The organism is Rhizobium sp. 862_C5_N1_2, assembly GCF_051811205.1.
GTDB classification, from domain to species: domain Bacteria; phylum Pseudomonadota; class Alphaproteobacteria; order Rhizobiales; family Rhizobiaceae; genus Rhizobium; species Rhizobium leguminosarum.
On sequence record NZ_JBPWPT010000002.1, the window covers coordinates 1,136,973 to 1,153,921 of the forward strand.

A 16,949-nucleotide genomic window follows, 5' to 3' on the forward strand; every position below is an offset into this window, starting at 1 on the left:
CGGATCGCCATCATGAAACGGCAAGAGATTTTGGACGGGCTCAGCCAGAGCCCGAAGGTGGACGTGTGCGTCATCGGTGGCGGCATCAACGGCATCAGCGTCTTTCGGGAACTGGCGCTGCAGGGACTGAGTGTGCTGCTCGTCGAGAAGCACGACTATTGCTCCGGGGCCAGTTCGGCGCTGTCGCGCATGGTGCATGGCGGGCTTCGCTATCTTGAGAACGGCGAATTCAAGCTGGTGCAGGAATCGCTGGTCGAGCGGGACCGGCTGTTGCGCAACGCGCCCCATTATGTCGCGCCGCTGCCGACGACGGTGCCGGTGTTCGATAACTTTTCCGGCCTCGGCAATGGCATCGTCCGCTTTCTGGGCCTCAGCCGTCGCCCGAGCCGGCGTGGCGCCGTCGCCATCAAGGCGGGCCTGAGCATCTATGATTTCCTGACGCGCAAGCGGGCACTGATGCCGCGCCACCAGTTTCGCGGCCGGCGCACGACGCTTGCCAAATGGCCGGCGCTCAATCCCGACATCAAGAGTTCCGCCACCTATTTCGACGCCTGGGTCAGCCATCCGGAGCGGCTAGGCATCGAGCTTCTGCAGGATGGTCTTTTAGCAAAGTTCGGGGCGATGGCGCTGAACTATGCCGAATTGCAGCGGACAGAGGATGGCCAATATCGTGTCGAAGACCAGATCGGCGGCGCGTCCGTTAGCGTCGAACCGGCGCTGATCATCAACGCCACCGGCGGCTGGATCGACCTTGCCAATCAGACCCTGTTTTCGCCGGAAGCGCGGCCGTCACCGCTGATGGGCGGCACCAAGGGCTCGCATCTCATCATCGACAATGCGGACCTGCGCGATGCGCTCGCGGATCACATGATCTACTACGAGAACGAGGACGGGCGGATCTGCATCCTGTTTCCTTATCTCGGCAAGGTTCTCGTCGGTTCCACCGATATCCGCGTCGATGATCCGGAAACGGTGCGCTGCGAGGCGGACGAGCGGGATTATATCCTGCAGTCGCTCGCCTTCGTGCTGCCGGGCATTCCCATCCGGCCCGAACAAATCGTTTTCCAGTTTTCCGGCGTGCGGCCGCTGCCGGCCAGCACCGACAGTTTTACCGGCCGCATCCCGCGCGATCACTTCTGCACCGTGCTGGAGCCTTCCAAGGGTGGTCCGCCGGTATTCTGCATGATCGGCGGCAAGTGGACGACATTCCGGTCCTTCGGGGAACTGGCGGCCGACATGGCTTTGGCAAGGCTCGGCAGGCGCCGCCGCGTTGCGACAACCGATCGGCCGATCGGCGGCGGGCGGGCATTTCCGGCCAACGCGTTCGCCTGGCTAACGCAGATGGCAGCCAACAAAGGCCTTTCCGGAGGGCGCATGGCTGAGCTGTTTGCCCGATACGGCACGGATGCCGAGGCAATTGCCGGCTTCACCGCGGCAGGCCCCGATGCGGCGCTGCCGCACGCCGGCTACTCGATACGCGAATTGCAGTTCCTGATCCGCGAGGAAGCGGTGGAACATCTCGACGACCTGCTTTTGCGGCGCACGACGCTTGCCGTTTCCGGCGAGCTTACGCTCGACATGATGGATGCCGCACTCGACCTGCTGGCGCAGGAAAAGCGCTGGACGCTCGCGCATCGCGCCCGTGAGCGCGACCGTTTTCTCACCCTTCTCAACCAACGCCACGGCGTCGACGAAGACATGCTTTCCGCAAGGAACGAACCAAGGAGCACAGAATGCGACACAACAGCAAAGTCCGGATGAACCGGCTGTTCGGCGGCGGCCGCTGCCTCGATGTGGCGATCGATCACGGCGTCTGCAACGAACCATCCTTCCTCAACGGGCTGGAGGACATTCAGGCCGTCGTCAAGGCGCTGGTTTCTGCAGGGCCGGACGCGATCCAGATGAATTACGGCCAGGCCGACCTGCTGCAGCATGTGCCCGGCAAGGACAAGCCGGCGCTGGTCATGCGCATCGACATGGGCAATCCCTATAACCGGGTCCGCCACCGCGACATGTGGGCGGTGCTGCAGAACGAGGCCGAACCATTGATCGGCGCGATCGAGATGGATGCAGCCTGCGTCGTCGTCAACCTGTTCATGCTGCCGGACGAGCCGGACCTGTTCCGCCAGTGCGTTGAGAATATTTCCCGCGTCCGGGCCGATTGCGACAAGTATGGCATGCCGCTGATGATCGAGCCGTTGGTGATGCAGCCGGTGACGGAAAAGGGCGGCTACATGGTCGACGGCGATGCCGACAAGATCGTTACGTTGACGCGGCTCGCCCGCGAGATAGGTGCGGATATCGTCAAGGCGGACCCAACCACCAATGCCGAGGATTTCCACAGAGTGGTGGAAGCAGCCCGTTGCCCGGTTCTCGTGCGCGGCGGCGGCAAGGAGGATCTTCGTGCCGTCTTCGACAAATCCGCGGCCTTGATGCGGCAGGGTGCAATGGGCATGGTCTATGGCCGCAACATCTATCAGCACGCCAATCCGAGTGCCGTGGTGCGCGGGCTGATGGCGATCGTGCACGAGGACGCGAGCAGCGAACAGGCCTTTGCGCTCTATCAGCAGGGCTGAGCAGCGATTTCGAATCTCGGGAGGGTTCTGCATGGGAGAGTATCTTTTGGGGCTCGACGCCGGAAACACCGTTATCAAGGCGGTGATTTTCGACCGGCACGGCAACGAGATCGCGGCTGCGTCCGAAGAAGGACACAGCCGCATGCCGAGCCCGGGGCATGTCGAGCGAGGGTTGGACGAACTCTGGACAAATGCACGGCAGGTCATCCGCGCCTGCATCGAAAAGGCAGAGATCCAGCCGGAGGAAATCGCCGCGATCGGTTGCGCCGGGCATGGCAACGGTCTTTATGCGCTTGATCGCGACGGCGCTCCGCTCATCGGCATCCAGTCGCTCGACACGCGGGCGGCCGGGTTGGTCGATGAATGGCGAGATGCCGGCGTTGGTGACCGGACCTATCCGATTGCCCGCCAGCGTCCGTGGCCATCCCAGACGCCGACATTGCTTGCCTGGCTGAAGCGTCACCGGCCGGATTTGTTTAACCGCATCGGTACGGTGTTCTTCTCCAAGGATTTTGTCGTCAACCGCCTGACCGGCCTGCGTGTCAGCGAAGTGTCCGACATGTCGGGGGCCGGTCTGCTGGATCTTGCCGCGCGCCGCTACGACAAGGCGCTGATGGAGGCCTATGGACTGGACGATTGCATGGACCTCTTGCCGCCGCTCATCGAAAGCGCCGACATTGCCGGGACGGTGACGGAAGAGGTGGCGGGGCAAACCGGGCTCGCCGCTGGTACACCTGTGGTCGGCGGACTGTTCGACGTCGTCGCCTCGGCGCTCGGCTCCGGCGTTGCGCGCACCGGCAGCGCCTCGATCATTGCCGGCACCTGGAGCATCAACCAGGTCATCATCGACAGCCCCGACCTCGACGAGCCAGTCTTCATGTCCTCGACCTTCGATCGCAGCCGCTACATGGCGATGGAGAACAGCGCCACCTCGGCTGCCAATCTCGAATGGCTGGTGCGGGAGTTCTTCGAAGGCGAGCATGCTGAAGGCGTTTCGCCCTTTGATGCCTGCTGCGCGCTGGCCGGGGCGATCGAGCCCACGACAGACGATCCGATCTACCATCCATATCTCTATGGCGCCCAGCAGGACGGCCACGCGCGCGCCGGCTTCTACGGTCTTGCCGGTTGGCACACCAAGGGACATCTCGTTCGCGCGCTTCTCGAAGGTGTCGCCTTCGGTCATCGCCAGCACATCGAGACGATCCGAAAGGCGGGCGCGGTCTTCAACGAAGCCGTGCTGTCCGGCGGCGGCTCGCGCAGCCTGATCTGGCCGCAGATCTTCGCCGATGTGCTCGGCGTTCCGGTCAGCGTTGCCCGCTCGCGTGAAACCGGTGCGCTGGGAGCGGCTATTGCGGCCGGAACCGGCGTCGGCATTTTCGCGGACTTCGGCGCTGGTGCTGCGGCCATGGTTCGGGCAGAGCGGTATTATCGTCCGGATGTCTCGCTCGAGGCACACTATGCGCGGCGTTACGCTCTCTATCAGGATATCGCCGAAGCGATGGCACCGCTCTGGCGGCGTCTGACAGCGGTTCCGCCGGCGGCAGCGGGGGCGGCGGCATGAACATGCGTATGAATTATGCGGCCATTGATGCGGGAAGCTACGATTTCATCATCGTCGGCGCAGGATCGGCGGGATGCGTTCTGGCCAACCGGCTGTCGGCCGATCCGAAAACCCGCGTCCTGTTGCTCGAAGCCGGCGGCAGCGACCGGTATCATTGGGTGCATGTGCCGATCGGCTATCTCTACTGCATGGGCAATCCACGCACCGATTGGATGATGAAGACGGCGGCGGAGGCCGGACTGAACGGCCGGTCATTGCCCTATCCGCGCGGAAAACTGCTGGGCGGCTGCTCGTCGATCAACGGCATGATCTACATGCGCGGCCAGGCGGCCGATTACGACGGTTGGCGGCAGGCGGGCAATTCCGGCTGGGGCTGGGACGACGTGCTGCCCTATTTCCTGAAATCCGAGGACAACTATCGCGGCAAGTCGCGGATGCACGGGGCAGGCGGCGAATGGCGGGTGGAAAAGCAGCGGCTTTCCTGGCCGATCCTCGATGCCTTTCGTGATGCCGCAGAAGAACTCGGTATCCCGAAGACCGACGATTTCAACGATGGCGACAATGAGGGCTCAGGCTATTTCGAGGTCAACCAGCGCGGCGGCCTGCGCTGGAATACGACCAAGGCCTTTTTGCGCCGGGCAATGAAGCGGCCCAATCTATATGTGCTGACCAGCGCCGAAACCGAGCGGCTGGAATTCGACGGCAGAATGGTGACCGGCGTGCGATTCCGGCTGAACGGGCAGAATCATCTGGCTCGCGCCGGTCGCGAGGTCATTCTGTCTGCCGGTGCGATCAATTCACCGAAAATCCTGGAGCTTTCCGGGGTCGGTCGCCCGGATGTGCTGTCGGCTGCCGGACTCGACGTCGTCCATGAACTTCCGGGTGTCGGCGAAAACCTGCAGGACCATCTGCAAATCCGTACGGTCTTCCGCATCGAGGGCGCAAAGACGCTGAACCAGCTCTATCACAACCTGTTCACCCGGGCGGGCATGGGGCTTGAATATATGCTGCGCCGGTCAGGGCCACTGTCGATGGCGCCGAGCCAGCTCGGTATCTTTGCCAAGAGCGACCCCGCTGTTGCGACCGCCGATCTCGAATATCACGTACAGCCCTTGAGCACCGACCGGCTCGGCGAGCCGCTGCACAAATATCCCGCCGTCACCGTCTCCGTCTGCAATCTGCGGCCGGAAAGCCGGGGGACCGTGCATGTTGGCGGCCCGGACCTTTCCGTGGCGCCGGAAATCCGCCCGAATTATCTTTCGACCGTCGGCGACCGGTTGCTTGCGACGAAATCGGTTCGGCACGCCCGCCGGCTCATGGAGGCCGGCGCCATTCGCAAGTACCGGCCGCAGGAAATGCTGCCGGGCCTGGAATACCAGAGTGACGAGGAACTGATCCGTCGCGTCGGCGATATCGCCACAACGATCTTCCATCCGGTCGGCACCTGCAAGATGGGCAACGACGTGATGGCGGTTGTCGATCCGCAATTGCGGGTGCATGGGCTGGCGAAACTGCGGGTGGTCGATGCATCGATCATGCCGACGATCGTGTCGGGAAACACCAACTCGCCGGTGATAATGATTGCCGAGAAGGCCGCGGAGAGCGTCCTATCAGGGGCGTAATTAGCCCCTCGCATTCTCTAAAGTGAATGCGTGGAATTGCGGCTCGTGACGATGAGCCCAACCCGCTCAATGCAGGTTGGGCCATCGATTTTCGATCAGAGAGTCGAGACGTTCTCAGCCTTCGATTTTCCGGTCTTGCGATCCTGGCCAACTTCGAAGCTGACCTTGTCGCCTTCGCGGAGCGACCCGCCGCTTTGCAGCGCAGACACGTGAACAAAAACGTCCTGCCCGCCACCCTCAGGGGTGATGAAGCCGAAGCCCTTGTCGTCATTGAAGAATTTAACGGTACCTGTCGGCATGAGATAAATATTTCCTTGTATCGTTCGACGATTTGCGAAGGCGAAACTATAGCTTCGACGCTTCTCTATCAACCCTTTAGCACACTCGTGGCTTTTTGAACGCAAAAAGACGTCAGCTCCGACGAAGCTCAATGCGGCTCGTAACAACCGATCGACCGGTAGCAGGGTCGGTATCGATGGTTGTGAGGCGCATGCCCGATGCTCCGGTTTTTTCGATCGTCATCTGCGCACGCCGATCGCCGTTGACTTCTTTCGCCCATCTGATCGCGAGACTTATGGCATTACCAGCGCGCTTTCCGCCAAGACCCGCGGTGCCGGTGCCCGCGCCCACGTAGGAGCCAGTGTAGGTGTCACCAGTGGCCTTGAGGTTCGCGCTGATGACGCGGGAAAAAACGACAAGGCTGGTACAACGCCCATTGAGTGCGAGGGAGCTTGCATTCGCATCCGATTTGAAACGGCAAGTGACTTTAATGGTGGGTGCATTTGTCCGCACTTTCACGGTCCCGTTACCGCTCCAACTTCCCGCCAGTGTTTTCAAGAAGGCGGATTCGTCGGCGTGGGCGGCGCCTGCCGTTGCCATTGCGGCCGTCGCAACGGCGATGGAGCATGCAAGGACTTTGATCATGTGAATCACTTTCGATCGCGCTACATCAGGACCGCCACGCTCGGTTGTTGAGGAGGAAGGCGGTCATATAACCGCCGCACGTGGTTTTCGTTCCATACGGGAAGCATCGATTGGGCTCGCAGCCACCACCATCTCCCGAGCAGGAACCTTCGCCGGGGCCTTCGCGGGCTCGTCCGCACGGCAGCCTGAAATCAAAAACACCCATCAGTCGCCTCGGCCTCAACCGAGACAACCTCTTGAGGATCCACACCTAGAGCCTTTCCGGGTTAGATTGAAGCATTCTGTTGGCTCAAACGGAGTCGGATGGTCGACCGGCCGGCGCGCGTCGTAGCCCAGCTCTACGGCCAAGCCGGCCGGTCGATCAGCCGGCCCGTTTCAGCCAACCCGAAGGGCCGGGCATCTTTCCGCCAGGGCAAAGGCGATCGGCTCGGACGTACCAAGAGGTATGCCCGTCGCCAATCGCCTTTGCCCTGACGAAAACCTGCTCCGGCAGAATGCTTCAATCTAACCCGGAAAGGCTCTAGAGCGCCCAGTCCTCCCCATTTTTGACTTCGGCAGCTTTATCCTCGCGGCAAATCGTTTCCAGCGCCAATGAGGCACGGCTGGAGTGCCTTTGCTTATGCCGCAGGATTGCAAATTGCCGGGACGGCAGAGGAAAGCGCACCTTCACCAGAAGACCTTGCGTCAAGAGCGGCGCCGCCACGGCACCTGAGACGACCGTCGCGCAGAGGCCTTCTCTTGCTGCCGATATGACCGCCTCGTTCGACGGCAGTTCAAGCGCGACAGCCAGATTTCCGGGGGCTATGCCGAGATTGGAAATCGCCGCCTCGAAAGCCGACCGGGTTCCGGACCCTCTTTCCCGCATGACCCATTTCGTGCCTGAAACCAGGTCCGTCGGTGCAATTGCCTTGCCACGCGCCCAGGGATGACGCGGACCTACGACGACAAGCAGTTCGTCCTCGGCAAGCGGCTGAATATTCAGCGCCGGCTCGTCAACGCTGCCTTCGACGAAGCCGACTTCGGCCAATCCATCGAGAACCGCTTTTGCCGCCGTGGTCGTGTTGCCAATCATCAGCTTCAGGTCAATGCCCGGGTAGCGGATCTTGAAACGCATCAGCATCGCCGGCAGCCAGTAGCTTGCGATCGTCTGGCTTGCAAAAACGACCAGTTCACCCTTTTGCAAGCCGCCGAGATCGGACAAGACAAGCGCCGCGGCCTTGGCGCGCGCCAGCGTCGCTCTTGCCTCCCCTAGAAACACCCGTCCTTCATATGTCAGCTCTATGCGGCGTCCGACGCGGTGGAAAAGCTCGACGCCATAGGAGGCCTCGAGATTGCGGATCGCCGAACTGACGGCCGATGGCGTCAGCCCGATCGCGGAGGCAGCATTGGTCAGATGCTCGCGTTCCGCAACCGCGACGAAAATGGAAAGCTGTTCAAATGTCATGATCAATCGTTCGATTTTACCGAATGAATCATAATAAACTATTCAATGGAAGTCGATAATTGAGTGTGGGACAGTGCAGTCCTTGCGCAAGGTCTTGCCGATGCTCGTTTCCGCCTCCCGTTCCCCGTCGTTTCCTGCTGTCCTGCCGGGACTCGTTCTTTGTGCGGCGGTCACGCTCGCTGCGCATCTTGTTGAGCGGCTGCAGTTGATGATTTTCGGCTCGCATTGGATCGAGAGCCTCGTGCTTGCCATTCTGATCGGCATTGCCGTGCGCTCCTCGGTCTGTCTGCCGCAGACTTTCATTCCCGGCATCCAGTTCGCCGCCAAGACGCTTCTCGAAATTGCCGTCGTGTTGCTTGGCGCCTCGCTCAGCACGGCTGCCATTCGGCAGGCTGGGCTCCCGCTTGTCGGCGGAATTGCCGTTCTGGTTGCTCTGTCTTTGGCCGGCAGCTTTCTGATCGGACGGCTCTTCGGACTGTCGGCCAGCCTGGCGACCTTGGTTGCTTGCGGCAACTCGATCTGCGGCAATTCTGCGATTGCCGCCGCAGCGCCCGTGATCGGCGCCAAACCGGATGATATCGCGGCCTCGATAGCCTTTACCGCGCTGCTCGGCATCGGGGCAGTGCTGACGCTGCCGCTTCTTCATCTGCTCTTGGGTCTGAGCGCCGTACAATATGGCGTTTTCGCAGGCCTGACAGCCTATGCCGTCCCGCAGGTATTGGCGGCCACGGCCTCTGCCGGAGCCGTCAGCGCCCAGGTGGGCACGCTCGTCAAACTGATCCGCGTGATGATGCTCGGACCGGTCATCCTTCTGCTCGGTGCAGTTCATGGCCGCCGTGCTGGCGGCTCTGCAGTCAATCTCCGCCATGTTCTCCCCTGGTTCATCCTCGGTTTTGCAGCCATGGCGACACTTCGTTCTCTCGACGCGATCCCGGCGCCGCTGCTGCCCGGGATGTCGGCTGTCTCCGCCGCCTTCACCGTCACCGCCATGGCCGCTTTGGGTCTCTCCGTCGATGTCAGATCCGTCGCCCATACCGGCGGTCGTGTCCTCGCGGCGGCGGCGCTGTCGCTATTGGCGCTGGCGGCTCTTGGGCTTTGCCTGATCGGACTGCTGAATATCGTCTGATCGAAGGTGGTGTGCCTAAAATACTGGCAAAGATTCCAGTTGCCTTACAAACGATCGGCGGCTAGCCTGTATATACAGGCCGGGGAAGCAAAGATCGTCATGCGGGTCATCTCTTCACAGCAAGCTGCGGATCTCCTCGAAGATGGGATGACTGTCGCTGCTTCGGGTTTTGGAGGATGCTGTCATCCCGAAGCCATCACGGCGGCCGTCGAGGAGCGTTTCCTCGCCTCTGGAAAACCCCGCAACCTGACACTTCTGTTTGCTGCCAGCACGGGCGATCGTCAGACGCGCGGCATGGGGCACTTTGGCTATGAAGGCCTCGTCGCCTGCGTGATCGCCGGGGGATGGCGCGGAACGCCGCGCCTTGGCAGGCTGGCGATCGAGGAGAAGATCGAAGCGCATTGCTGGCCGCAGGGCGTCATCGCGCAGCTCTATCGGGCGATTGCCGCCGGTCAGCCTGGAGTGGTCACCCATATCGGGCTCGGCTCCTTCATGGATCCGCTTCATGGCGGCGGCCGCATGAATGCGACGGCGCCGCGTGCGCTTGTCGAGCGTGTGTCGTTGCGCGGCAAGGAATGGCTGCTTTATCCGTCGATGCCGCTCGACTGCGTGCTGTTGCGCGGAACGACGGCCGACGAAGACGGCAACATCACCCTCGAGGACGAGGCGTTCCCGCTCGACGTGCTCGCCATGGCGCAGGCGGGCCGAAACTCCGGTGGCATCGTCATCGTCCAGGTCAAGCGGATTGCCGAACGCGGCTCCCTGCCGCCGGGCGACGTTCGCATCCCGGCGGTGCTGGTCGATTATGTCGTCGTCTGCGATGATCCGGCCCAGCACGGCGTCAGTTTCGCCGAGACGGACAATATCGCCTATACCGGGCGCGTCCGGATGGCGATGAGCCGCCTGCAGCCGGCGCCACTGTCGGTCGATAAAATTATTCAGCGACGTGCCTTCCGGGAGCTGGCGCCGCTCAATCGCCCAACCATCAACCTCGGCATCGGCATTGCCGCCGGGATCGGCCGCATCGCCAGCGAAGAGGGATTCGACGATTATACGATGACGATCGAATCCGGCGTCATCGGCGGCGTGCCGGCCGAGGAGCTGTCCTTTGGCGCCGCCGTCAATCCGACCGCCATCATCCCACAGGCATCGCAGTTTGATTTTTACGACGGCGGCGGCCTCGATATCGCCTTCCTCGGCATGGCCGAGGTGGATCGGCACGGTGCGGTCAATGTCAGCCGCTTCAACAATTCCATCGTCGGGGTCGGCGGCTTCACCAATATTTCGCAGACGGCCAAGCACGTTGTCTATCTCGGCGCGTTTTCGGCCGGTGGCGCTGAAATTGCCGTTGCCGACGGCACGCTCGACATCATCCAGGACGGCCGCTTCTGCAAGATCGTCGATGATGTCGACCAGATCAGTTCGAGCCCCGCCTTTGCGCCGGAAGGGCAATCACAGCTCGTCGTCACCGAACGGGCTGTCTTTCGGGTAATTGACGGATGCCTGACGCTGACGGAGTTTGCCCCCGGCATCGATCTTGCCGCCCATGTTCTCGATCGCCTGCCGAAGAGCGTCGCGGTGTCAGATCGGCTGAAGCAGATGGATGCGCGTCTGTTTTCGCCCCACGCCATGAAGGACTTTGCCCCATGAAAATCGATGGAGCCGCCATCATCGTCACAGGCTCGGCAACGGGCGTCGGGGCTGCATGCGTCAAACAATTCGCCGCGGGCGGTGCCAGGGTGGTCGTCAACTACAGCCGCAGCAAGAAAGAGGCCGATGAGACTGGCGATATCTGCCGCAGCCTGGGCGCGGAGGTGGAGATCGTCCAGGCCGACGTTGCCGATGACGCGGCTTGCCGCCGAATGGTCGCGATTGCCGTCGATCGATGGGGGCGGCTCGACGCCTTGGTGAACAATGCCGCAATGACGGTCAAATCCGATCCTTTCGATCTGGAGACATTGTCGGCCGAAGATTTTCAGAACGTTTTCGGTGTCAATGTCATCGGCGCCTATCAGATGTGCCGGGCGGCAGTGCCTGCGATGCGTGACAGCGGCGGCGGTGCGATCGTCAATGTCTCATCCAATGTTGCCTTTACTGGCGGCGGCAGCTCGCTTGCCTATACGGCCTCCAAGGGCGCGCTGAATGCGCTGACCTTGGCCCTGGCGCGCACCTGCGGTCCCGATATCCGCGTCAATGCCGTTTGTCCTGGCATCATCGATACGCGCTGGATGCGCGACACGCTCGGGCCGGACGCCTATGGAGCCACTGCCAAGCGATTTTCGGACGCCGCGCCGCTCGGCCGTGTCGCGACACCGGAAGACGTTGCCGGCGCCATTGTCTGGCTTGTTCAGGGTGCCGACTTCGTCACCGGTGAATTGCTGTCCGTTGACGGCGGCATCCGCCTGTCCGGAGGCGTTCGCAAACCCGCGACATCTGGGGGCGCCGCATCGTGACGCTGCCGGCCCAATCCATCCTCGACTTCCCGGTGCCGCAAGCAACACATGTGGTCACCGCAAGAGATGCCATCCTTTACGCCCTGTCGGTTGGCTACGGCACCAACGCGCTCGACGAAAAGGCATTGAACTACGTCTATGAACGCGATCTCGTGACCGCGCCGACCCTTGCCAATATCGTAGCGCATCCAGGCCCATGGATGCGACAGACAGGCGTCGACTGGGCGCGTCTCGTGCATTCCGAACATCGCCTGACGATCCACCGGCCGGTCCCGCTTGATGTGCCGCTGACCTCTCGCTCACGCGTCCTCTCGGTAGTCGATCGCGGTGTTGAAAAAGGAATGTTCGTCAGCTTCGAGCGCCTGATCGCAACCGCGGACGGTGACGAGCCCATCGCGACGATCGTCCAGACGAACGCGTGCCGCGGCGACGGTGGATGCGGTTCGGCGGGATTTGCGCCTGAACCCTTGCCCAAAGTCCCGGACGGAGAGCCGGACTTCGAATTCAATGTCGACATCCCTGGTAACGCCGCTCTCATCTATCGCCTGAACGGCGATCTTAATCCGCTGCATGTCGATCCGCAGGCAGCCGGCAAAAGCGGCTTTGACCGGCCGATCCTGCATGGGCTGTGCAGCTTCGGCCATGCGGGCTACGCCATCGTCGCTGCCATCGATCCAGGCATGGCGACTGGCTTGAGCGCAATCGCGGCGCGTTTCAGCGCACCGATCTTTCCCGGAGAAACGATCACCCTGCAGATATGGCGCAACGGCGCCGAGATCCGCTTCAGGGGGCTCGTTGCTTCGCGGAGCGCTATCATCCTCGACAATGGCGTGGCGAGGCTGTCATGACGAAAGCAGTCAAACCGGCCGCCGGCGAAGCGCGCCATTATATCAGGATCAAGGAGCAGATCCTGGCCGACATCGCCGAGGGCAAGCTGCAGCCGGGAGACCGGGTATCCTCCGAAAGCGAACTGGTGGCGGCATTCGGCGTCAGCCGCATGACGGCGAACCGGGCCCTGCGGGAGCTGATGTTCGAGGGCGTTCTCAAGCGATCCGCCGGGATCGGAACGTTCGTGTCGCCAAAGCACCTCGACGTCGATCTGCTTCAAATCCGCAACATAGCCGACGAAATACTGGAACGGGGTCACACGCATAAGGCGGTGGTCGTCAAGGCCGGGCTGATGAAGGCGGATGCTAACGTTGCCGACGCGCTCCAACTGATCCTCGGCGCTGAGGTGATGCATTCGCTGATCGTGCACATGGAAAACGACCAGCCCATTCAGGTCGAGGAGCGCTATGTCAATCCGCTGGTGGCGCCCGATTATCTGTCTGCCGACTTCTACAGCATGACGCCGCACGAATATCTGACGCAGGTCGCACCGATAACGGCGTTCGAACATATCGTCCAGGCCGTCAAACCGGATAGGGCCATACGCAAATATCTCGGCCTGAAGAATGATCACCCTTGCCTGCGCGTCTTTCGACGGACCTGGTCGGGCGAGGCCGTCGTGACCTGCGCGCTTTTATACTATCCCGGCGCGCAATATCGGCTGGAAGCACGGTCCAGCAAGGGTCCCTCTAAGCCCGTCGCCATTCTCGGAGAGAAACAGTGAGCGCCACCCATTCTCCATCGATCATCTTCAGCGCGGCTCCGCCGACGATCGAGGACATCGCAGCGGTTGCCCGTCGTCATGCGCGGATTGAGATATCCGCCGAGGTCGAAGCCCGGATTGTCGCGGCGCGTGCCGTCGTCGATCGCTATACGGCAAACGATCTGCCGGTCTATGGCCTGACGACGGGACTGGGAGCCGGTGTCGACACGCGACTTGCAACGGAAGACCTCGTGGCGTTCCAGATGCGTGTGCCGCAAGCCCGCGCCGTCGGCGTCGGACAACCGCTCGCACAGGAATCCGTGCGGGCGATGATGGCCGTCAGGGCTGCCGGCATGGCGGCTGGCGGTTCCGGCGTTTCGCTGAAAGTATTCCACGGTCTGATCGCCGCCATCAATGCAAGTGTCCATCCCGTCGTCCCATCATTGGGCTCGATTGGTGCGGCGGATTTGGCTCCGCTTGCCCATATGAGCCGCGGCCTTCTCGGCTTCGGCGAGATCGAGCTTGGCGGCGAAGTGCTGCCGGCCGCCATCGCTCTTGAAAGGGCCGGCCTGAAGCCCCTCGAATTGGCGCCGAAGGACGGGCATGCGCTTGTTGTGGCCAACAGCCTCTCCATCGGCCTCGCCTGTCTGGCGCTTGAGGAGATCGAGCGGCTCTTCGATTGGTCCCTGAAGGCGATTGCCGTTAATTTCGAAGCGTTCCGGGCCAATGTCAGCGTCTTCGACGATCGCGCTCTGGCTGCAAGACCCGCCTTCGGGCAACGCCGTGTCGCCGCTCAACTGATGGAGCTGCTTTCGGGCAGCTCCTTGCTTGCCGCCGATGCAGCAAGACGTCTCCAGGATCCTTTGAGCTACCGTTGCACGCCGCAGGTCTGGGGTGCGTTGAGGCATGCGATCGACGAGGCAAGGCAGGCGACCGAGATTGAGCTCGTCAGTTCCGGCGACAATCCTGTCGTGATCGTATCCGAGGGCGTCATTCTTTCACACGGCAATTTCGACATGACCGCGTTTGTGCTCGCCTGGGAAAGGCTGGGGCAGGCCATGGCGCATTGCGCGGCAGGCACCGCCTATCGGATCATGAAGATCATGTCGCCTGCCATGTCCGACCTCCCGCGCTTCCTGACCGCGATGGGCCAGAGCCGCACCGGCTTTGCGACCGTGCAAAAGACCGTCTCGGCCATGGAGGCCGAAATCCGCCATCTGGCCATGCCGGTTTCGCTTTCGCCCATTCCTGTTGCCGATGGCGTCGAAGACCAGGCGTCGATGGCTCCGAGCGTTTTGGCAAAGACGCAGGCGATCGTCGAGCGCCTGCGCTATCTCACTGCCATCGAACTGATCGCCTCGGTACAGGCCGTCGAGCTGCGAGGGGTCTCAGGCGAATTGGGCAAGGGATCGGCGGAAGCCTATGCTTTCGTCCGCACCCAAGTCCCGGCGCTCGAAGAGGATCGCGCACAAGGGCCGGATTTTGCGACGATTGCCGCATTGATCGGGCTCGGCCCGCAATAAGCCCGGTTCGCCACTGCCCCGGCAAGAAGGGCAGGGCACTGACCGGTCATGCCGGCGGTCATTCTGGGGAATGCCGTCGGTTCGTTCATTGAAAAGTCAACAAGAGGGAATGGTTATGAAAAATTGGACAAAAGGCATCTTTGCAGCCGGCATCATGGCAGCCGCCATGTTCCAGCCTGCATCCGCAGAGACCATCAAGGTCGGCAGCAAGAATTTCACCGAGCAGTTTATCCTCGCCGAAATGTACGCCGCCGTTTTGGAAAATGCCGGCATCACCGTCGAGCGCAAGATCAATCTCGGCGGCACGCTGATTGCTCACCAGGCATTGGTGGCCGGCGAGATCGATCTCTATCCGGAATATACTGGCACAGCGCTCGCTTCTGTCGTCAAGGGTGAGATGTCGACCGATGCCGACAAGGTCTACACTGAGGTCAAGGATTTCTACGCCAAGCAGTTCAACCTCACATGGCTGAAGCCGAGCGGCATCAACAACGGCTACGTCATCGTTGTCCGGCAGGAAACGGCGCAGGCCAGCAATCTGAAGAGCCTGTCGGATCTCGCCAAGGTTTCCAAGACCCTGGTCTTCGGCGGCGGTGCTGAATTTCCCGACCGCGCCGATGGCCTGCCCGGCCTGAAGCGCGTCTACGATGCCGAGTTCAAGGAGTTCAAGCAGTTTGCCAAGCTTGGTCTTCGTTATGATGCACTGGACCAAAAGGACATCGACGTCGCCAACGGTGCAGCGACCGACTGGCAGATCGGCTCGAAGAACCTCGTGCCGCTGGCAGACGACAAGGGTCTGTTTCCGCCCTACTACGTGGCCCCCGTTGTCCGCCAGGACGTGCTGAAGGCCAATCCGAAAGTTGCCGAACTGCTGGAAGCGGTCGGCACCCATCTCGACAACGAGAAAATGCGGGTCCTCAATGCCAAGGTCGAGACCGACCACGAGGAAGCCAAGGACGTGGCGGTCGATTTCCTCAAGGAAAACGGCCTGCTGCCGAAATGATTGTCATGCCCCGCGGCCGGATATCGATCCGGCCGCGACCTGGCGTGGCGATCCTTTCACGGTGTCTGTTCGAAAGTCCGTCCGCTCAGCAGCCGGACAGGAATGTGGAGAGGCGGGAAATGCAGGAAATCTGGATCGATTATCTCAATGCCCTTGATGCCAAGGCGCTGGCGTTGACGAATGACGAGGTTCTCGATGCAGTGTCGAAGGCGCTGGATGCGCAGGGCAGGGGCGAAACCGTCATCGAGCCGCGCGTCCATCTTGTGCCAGAGAGCTCCGACAAAGGCCATTTCAACGTGCTTCGCGGCTATGTCAAAGCGCTGAACTATGCCGGCGTCAAAGTTGTCGGTGACTTCGTCGACAACTATAAGGTCGATCTGCCCTCGGAGCTTGCGGTCCTCAACCTGTTCGACCCGAACACCGGCGTGCCGAAGGCCATCATCGACGCAACTGCTATCACCGACATGCGCACCGGGGCCGTCACCGCTCTTGGCGCAAAATATCTCGCCCGCAAGGACAGCAAGATTCTCGGTCATATCGGTGCGCGCGGAACCTCTTACTGGAATGTCCGGCTTCTCGACCATCTCTTCGACTTCGAGGAAATCCGCGTGCATTCGCGCCGGCCGGAAAGTCGCGATGCCTTCGCAAAGCGTCTTGAGGCGGATCTCGGCAAGAAGATCGTTGTCACCGACAATTGGCAGGATTGCCTCAAGGGCGCCGACATCATGGTCGAGGCCAGCCGCCTGCCGGAACCAGCGCCGCTGTTCAAGACCGAATGGGTGAAGAAGGGGGCCTTCGTCGTGCCCTATGGCACGATGAGCGCACTTGAATTCGATCTCACCGATATCATGGACAAGGTCGTCGTCGACGATTGGGGACAATGCGGCCCCGGCAAACCTTTCGGGGCGCTTCGCCGTCACGTCGACGAGGGCAAGGTGACGGCCGAGAACTTGCATGCCGAAATCGGCCAGATCGTCTGCGGCATGAAGCCCGGCCGCGAAAGTGATGAGGAGACGATCCTGTTTTGGCATCGCGGCCTCAGCACGACCGACGTGGCGCTCGGCGCCGCCATGGTCGACAAGGCAAAAGAGATGAACATCGGCCAGCGGCTTCGGTTCGCATAGTC

General features: G+C 61.7%; 15 protein-coding genes. 12 read left to right on the forward strand and 3 right to left on the reverse strand.

Going from position 1 to position 16,949, the window contains the following annotated elements:
* The first annotated feature begins 12 nt into the window (after positions 1-12).
* Genes ACD590_RS29570 through ACD590_RS29585 form a run of 4 tightly spaced genes read left to right on the forward strand, consistent with a single transcriptional unit; the run spans position 13 to position 5,759 of the window.
* Positions 13-1,761, forward strand: a complete 1,749-nt coding sequence (locus ACD590_RS29570; protein WP_018245849.1) for a glycerol-3-phosphate dehydrogenase/oxidase — start codon at positions 13-15, stop codon at positions 1,759-1,761.
* On the forward strand, positions 1,734-2,576 hold the full coding sequence (locus ACD590_RS29575; RefSeq protein WP_439004025.1) for a class I fructose-bisphosphate aldolase: 843 nt from the start codon (positions 1,734-1,736) through the stop codon (positions 2,574-2,576). The genes ACD590_RS29570 and ACD590_RS29575 overlap by 28 nt, the downstream gene beginning before the upstream one ends.
* A gap of 31 nt (positions 2,577-2,607) precedes the next feature.
* Positions 2,608-4,137 (forward strand): FGGY-family carbohydrate kinase, encoded by a 1,530-nt coding sequence (locus ACD590_RS29580; RefSeq protein WP_131702034.1) that lies wholly within the window; start codon positions 2,608-2,610, stop codon positions 4,135-4,137.
* A complete protein-coding gene (locus ACD590_RS29585) occupies positions 4,134-5,759 on the forward strand; it encodes a GMC family oxidoreductase (RefSeq protein WP_439004026.1) in 1,626 nt (541 codons plus the stop codon). The genes ACD590_RS29580 and ACD590_RS29585 overlap by 4 nt, the downstream gene beginning before the upstream one ends.
* 95 nt (positions 5,760-5,854) lie before the next feature.
* On the opposite strand, the gene ACD590_RS29590 is transcribed toward ACD590_RS29585, so the two are convergent.
* From ACD590_RS29590 to ACD590_RS29600, 3 genes are all read right to left on the reverse strand, one after another.
* Positions 5,855-6,058: a cold-shock protein gene (locus ACD590_RS29590; RefSeq protein WP_003550088.1), complete on the reverse strand. Its 204-nt coding sequence runs from the start codon at positions 6,056-6,058 to the stop codon at positions 5,855-5,857.
* A gap of 112 nt (positions 6,059-6,170) precedes the next feature.
* Positions 6,171-6,683 carry a hypothetical protein gene (locus tag ACD590_RS29595; protein ID WP_018245845.1) on the reverse strand — a complete coding sequence of 171 codons (513 nt, stop codon included), beginning with the start codon at positions 6,681-6,683 and terminating at the stop codon, positions 6,171-6,173.
* Between the two features lie 520 nt (positions 6,684-7,203).
* Complete coding sequence (locus tag ACD590_RS29600; RefSeq protein ID WP_439004027.1) at positions 7,204-8,127, reverse strand: LysR family transcriptional regulator; 924 nt, start codon at positions 8,125-8,127, stop codon at positions 7,204-7,206.
* Positions 8,128-8,227: 100 nt separating this feature from the next.
* On the opposite strand from ACD590_RS29600, the gene ACD590_RS29605 reads away from it, so the two are divergent.
* From ACD590_RS29605 to ACD590_RS29640, 8 genes are all read left to right on the forward strand, one after another.
* Complete coding sequence (locus ACD590_RS29605; protein WP_439004069.1) at positions 8,228-9,253, forward strand: YeiH family protein; 1,026 nt, start codon at positions 8,228-8,230, stop codon at positions 9,251-9,253.
* A gap of 99 nt (positions 9,254-9,352) precedes the next feature.
* On the forward strand, positions 9,353-10,903 hold the full coding sequence (locus ACD590_RS29610) for an acyl CoA:acetate/3-ketoacid CoA transferase (RefSeq protein ID WP_018245842.1): 1,551 nt from the start codon (positions 9,353-9,355) through the stop codon (positions 10,901-10,903).
* Positions 10,900-11,706 (forward strand): SDR family NAD(P)-dependent oxidoreductase, encoded by an 807-nt coding sequence (locus tag ACD590_RS29615; protein WP_018245841.1) that lies wholly within the window; start codon positions 10,900-10,902, stop codon positions 11,704-11,706. Before ACD590_RS29610 ends, ACD590_RS29615 begins: the two co-directional genes overlap by 4 nt.
* Positions 11,703-12,554 (forward strand): MaoC/PaaZ C-terminal domain-containing protein, encoded by an 852-nt coding sequence (locus tag ACD590_RS29620; protein WP_439004028.1) that lies wholly within the window; start codon positions 11,703-11,705, stop codon positions 12,552-12,554. Before ACD590_RS29615 ends, ACD590_RS29620 begins: the two co-directional genes overlap by 4 nt.
* A complete protein-coding gene (gene hutC / locus ACD590_RS29625) occupies positions 12,551-13,318 on the forward strand; it encodes a histidine utilization repressor (protein WP_018245839.1) in 768 nt (255 codons plus the stop codon). The genes ACD590_RS29620 and hutC overlap by 4 nt, the downstream gene beginning before the upstream one ends.
* On the forward strand, positions 13,315-14,820 hold the full coding sequence (locus ACD590_RS29630) for an HAL/PAL/TAL family ammonia-lyase (RefSeq protein WP_018245838.1): 1,506 nt from the start codon (positions 13,315-13,317) through the stop codon (positions 14,818-14,820). Before hutC ends, ACD590_RS29630 begins: the two co-directional genes overlap by 4 nt.
* Positions 14,821-14,890: 70 nt before the next feature.
* A complete protein-coding gene (locus ACD590_RS29635) occupies positions 14,891-15,823 on the forward strand; it encodes a glycine betaine ABC transporter substrate-binding protein (RefSeq protein ID WP_197728332.1) in 933 nt (310 codons plus the stop codon).
* A 119-nt stretch (positions 15,824-15,942) separates the two neighbouring features.
* Complete coding sequence (locus ACD590_RS29640) at positions 15,943-16,947, forward strand: ornithine cyclodeaminase family protein (RefSeq protein WP_026188710.1); 1,005 nt, start codon at positions 15,943-15,945, stop codon at positions 16,945-16,947.
* Positions 16,948-16,949: the final 2 nt, after the last annotated feature.

Excerpts from the sequence above, each read along its gene's own strand:
- ACD590_RS29570 (WP_018245849.1), top strand. The coding sequence starts at position 13 with ATGAAACGGCAAGAGATTTTGGACGGGCTCAGCCAGAGCCCGAAGGTG.
- ACD590_RS29575 (WP_439004025.1), top strand. The coding sequence starts at position 1,734 with ATGCGACACAACAGCAAAGTCCGGATGAACCGGCTGTTCGGCGGCGGC.
- ACD590_RS29580 (WP_131702034.1), top strand. The coding sequence starts at position 2,608 with ATGGGAGAGTATCTTTTGGGGCTCGACGCCGGAAACACCGTTATCAAG.
- ACD590_RS29585 (WP_439004026.1), top strand. The coding sequence starts at position 4,134 with ATGAACATGCGTATGAATTATGCGGCCATTGATGCGGGAAGCTACGAT.
- ACD590_RS29590 (WP_003550088.1), bottom strand. The coding sequence starts at position 6,058 with ATGCCGACAGGTACCGTTAAATTCTTCAATGACGACAAGGGCTTCGGC.
- ACD590_RS29595 (WP_018245845.1), bottom strand. The coding sequence starts at position 6,683 with ATGATCAAAGTCCTTGCATGCTCCATCGCCGTTGCGACGGCCGCAATG.
- ACD590_RS29600 (WP_439004027.1), bottom strand. The coding sequence starts at position 8,127 with ATGACATTTGAACAGCTTTCCATTTTCGTCGCGGTTGCGGAACGCGAG.
- ACD590_RS29605 (WP_439004069.1), top strand. The coding sequence starts at position 8,228 with ATGCTCGTTTCCGCCTCCCGTTCCCCGTCGTTTCCTGCTGTCCTGCCG.
- ACD590_RS29610 (WP_018245842.1), top strand. The coding sequence starts at position 9,353 with ATGCGGGTCATCTCTTCACAGCAAGCTGCGGATCTCCTCGAAGATGGG.
- ACD590_RS29615 (WP_018245841.1), top strand. The coding sequence starts at position 10,900 with ATGAAAATCGATGGAGCCGCCATCATCGTCACAGGCTCGGCAACGGGC.
- hutC (WP_018245839.1), top strand. The coding sequence starts at position 12,551 with ATGACGAAAGCAGTCAAACCGGCCGCCGGCGAAGCGCGCCATTATATC.
- ACD590_RS29635 (WP_197728332.1), top strand. The coding sequence starts at position 14,891 with ATGCCGTCGGTTCGTTCATTGAAAAGTCAACAAGAGGGAATGGTTATG.
- ACD590_RS29640 (WP_026188710.1), top strand. The coding sequence starts at position 15,943 with ATGCAGGAAATCTGGATCGATTATCTCAATGCCCTTGATGCCAAGGCG.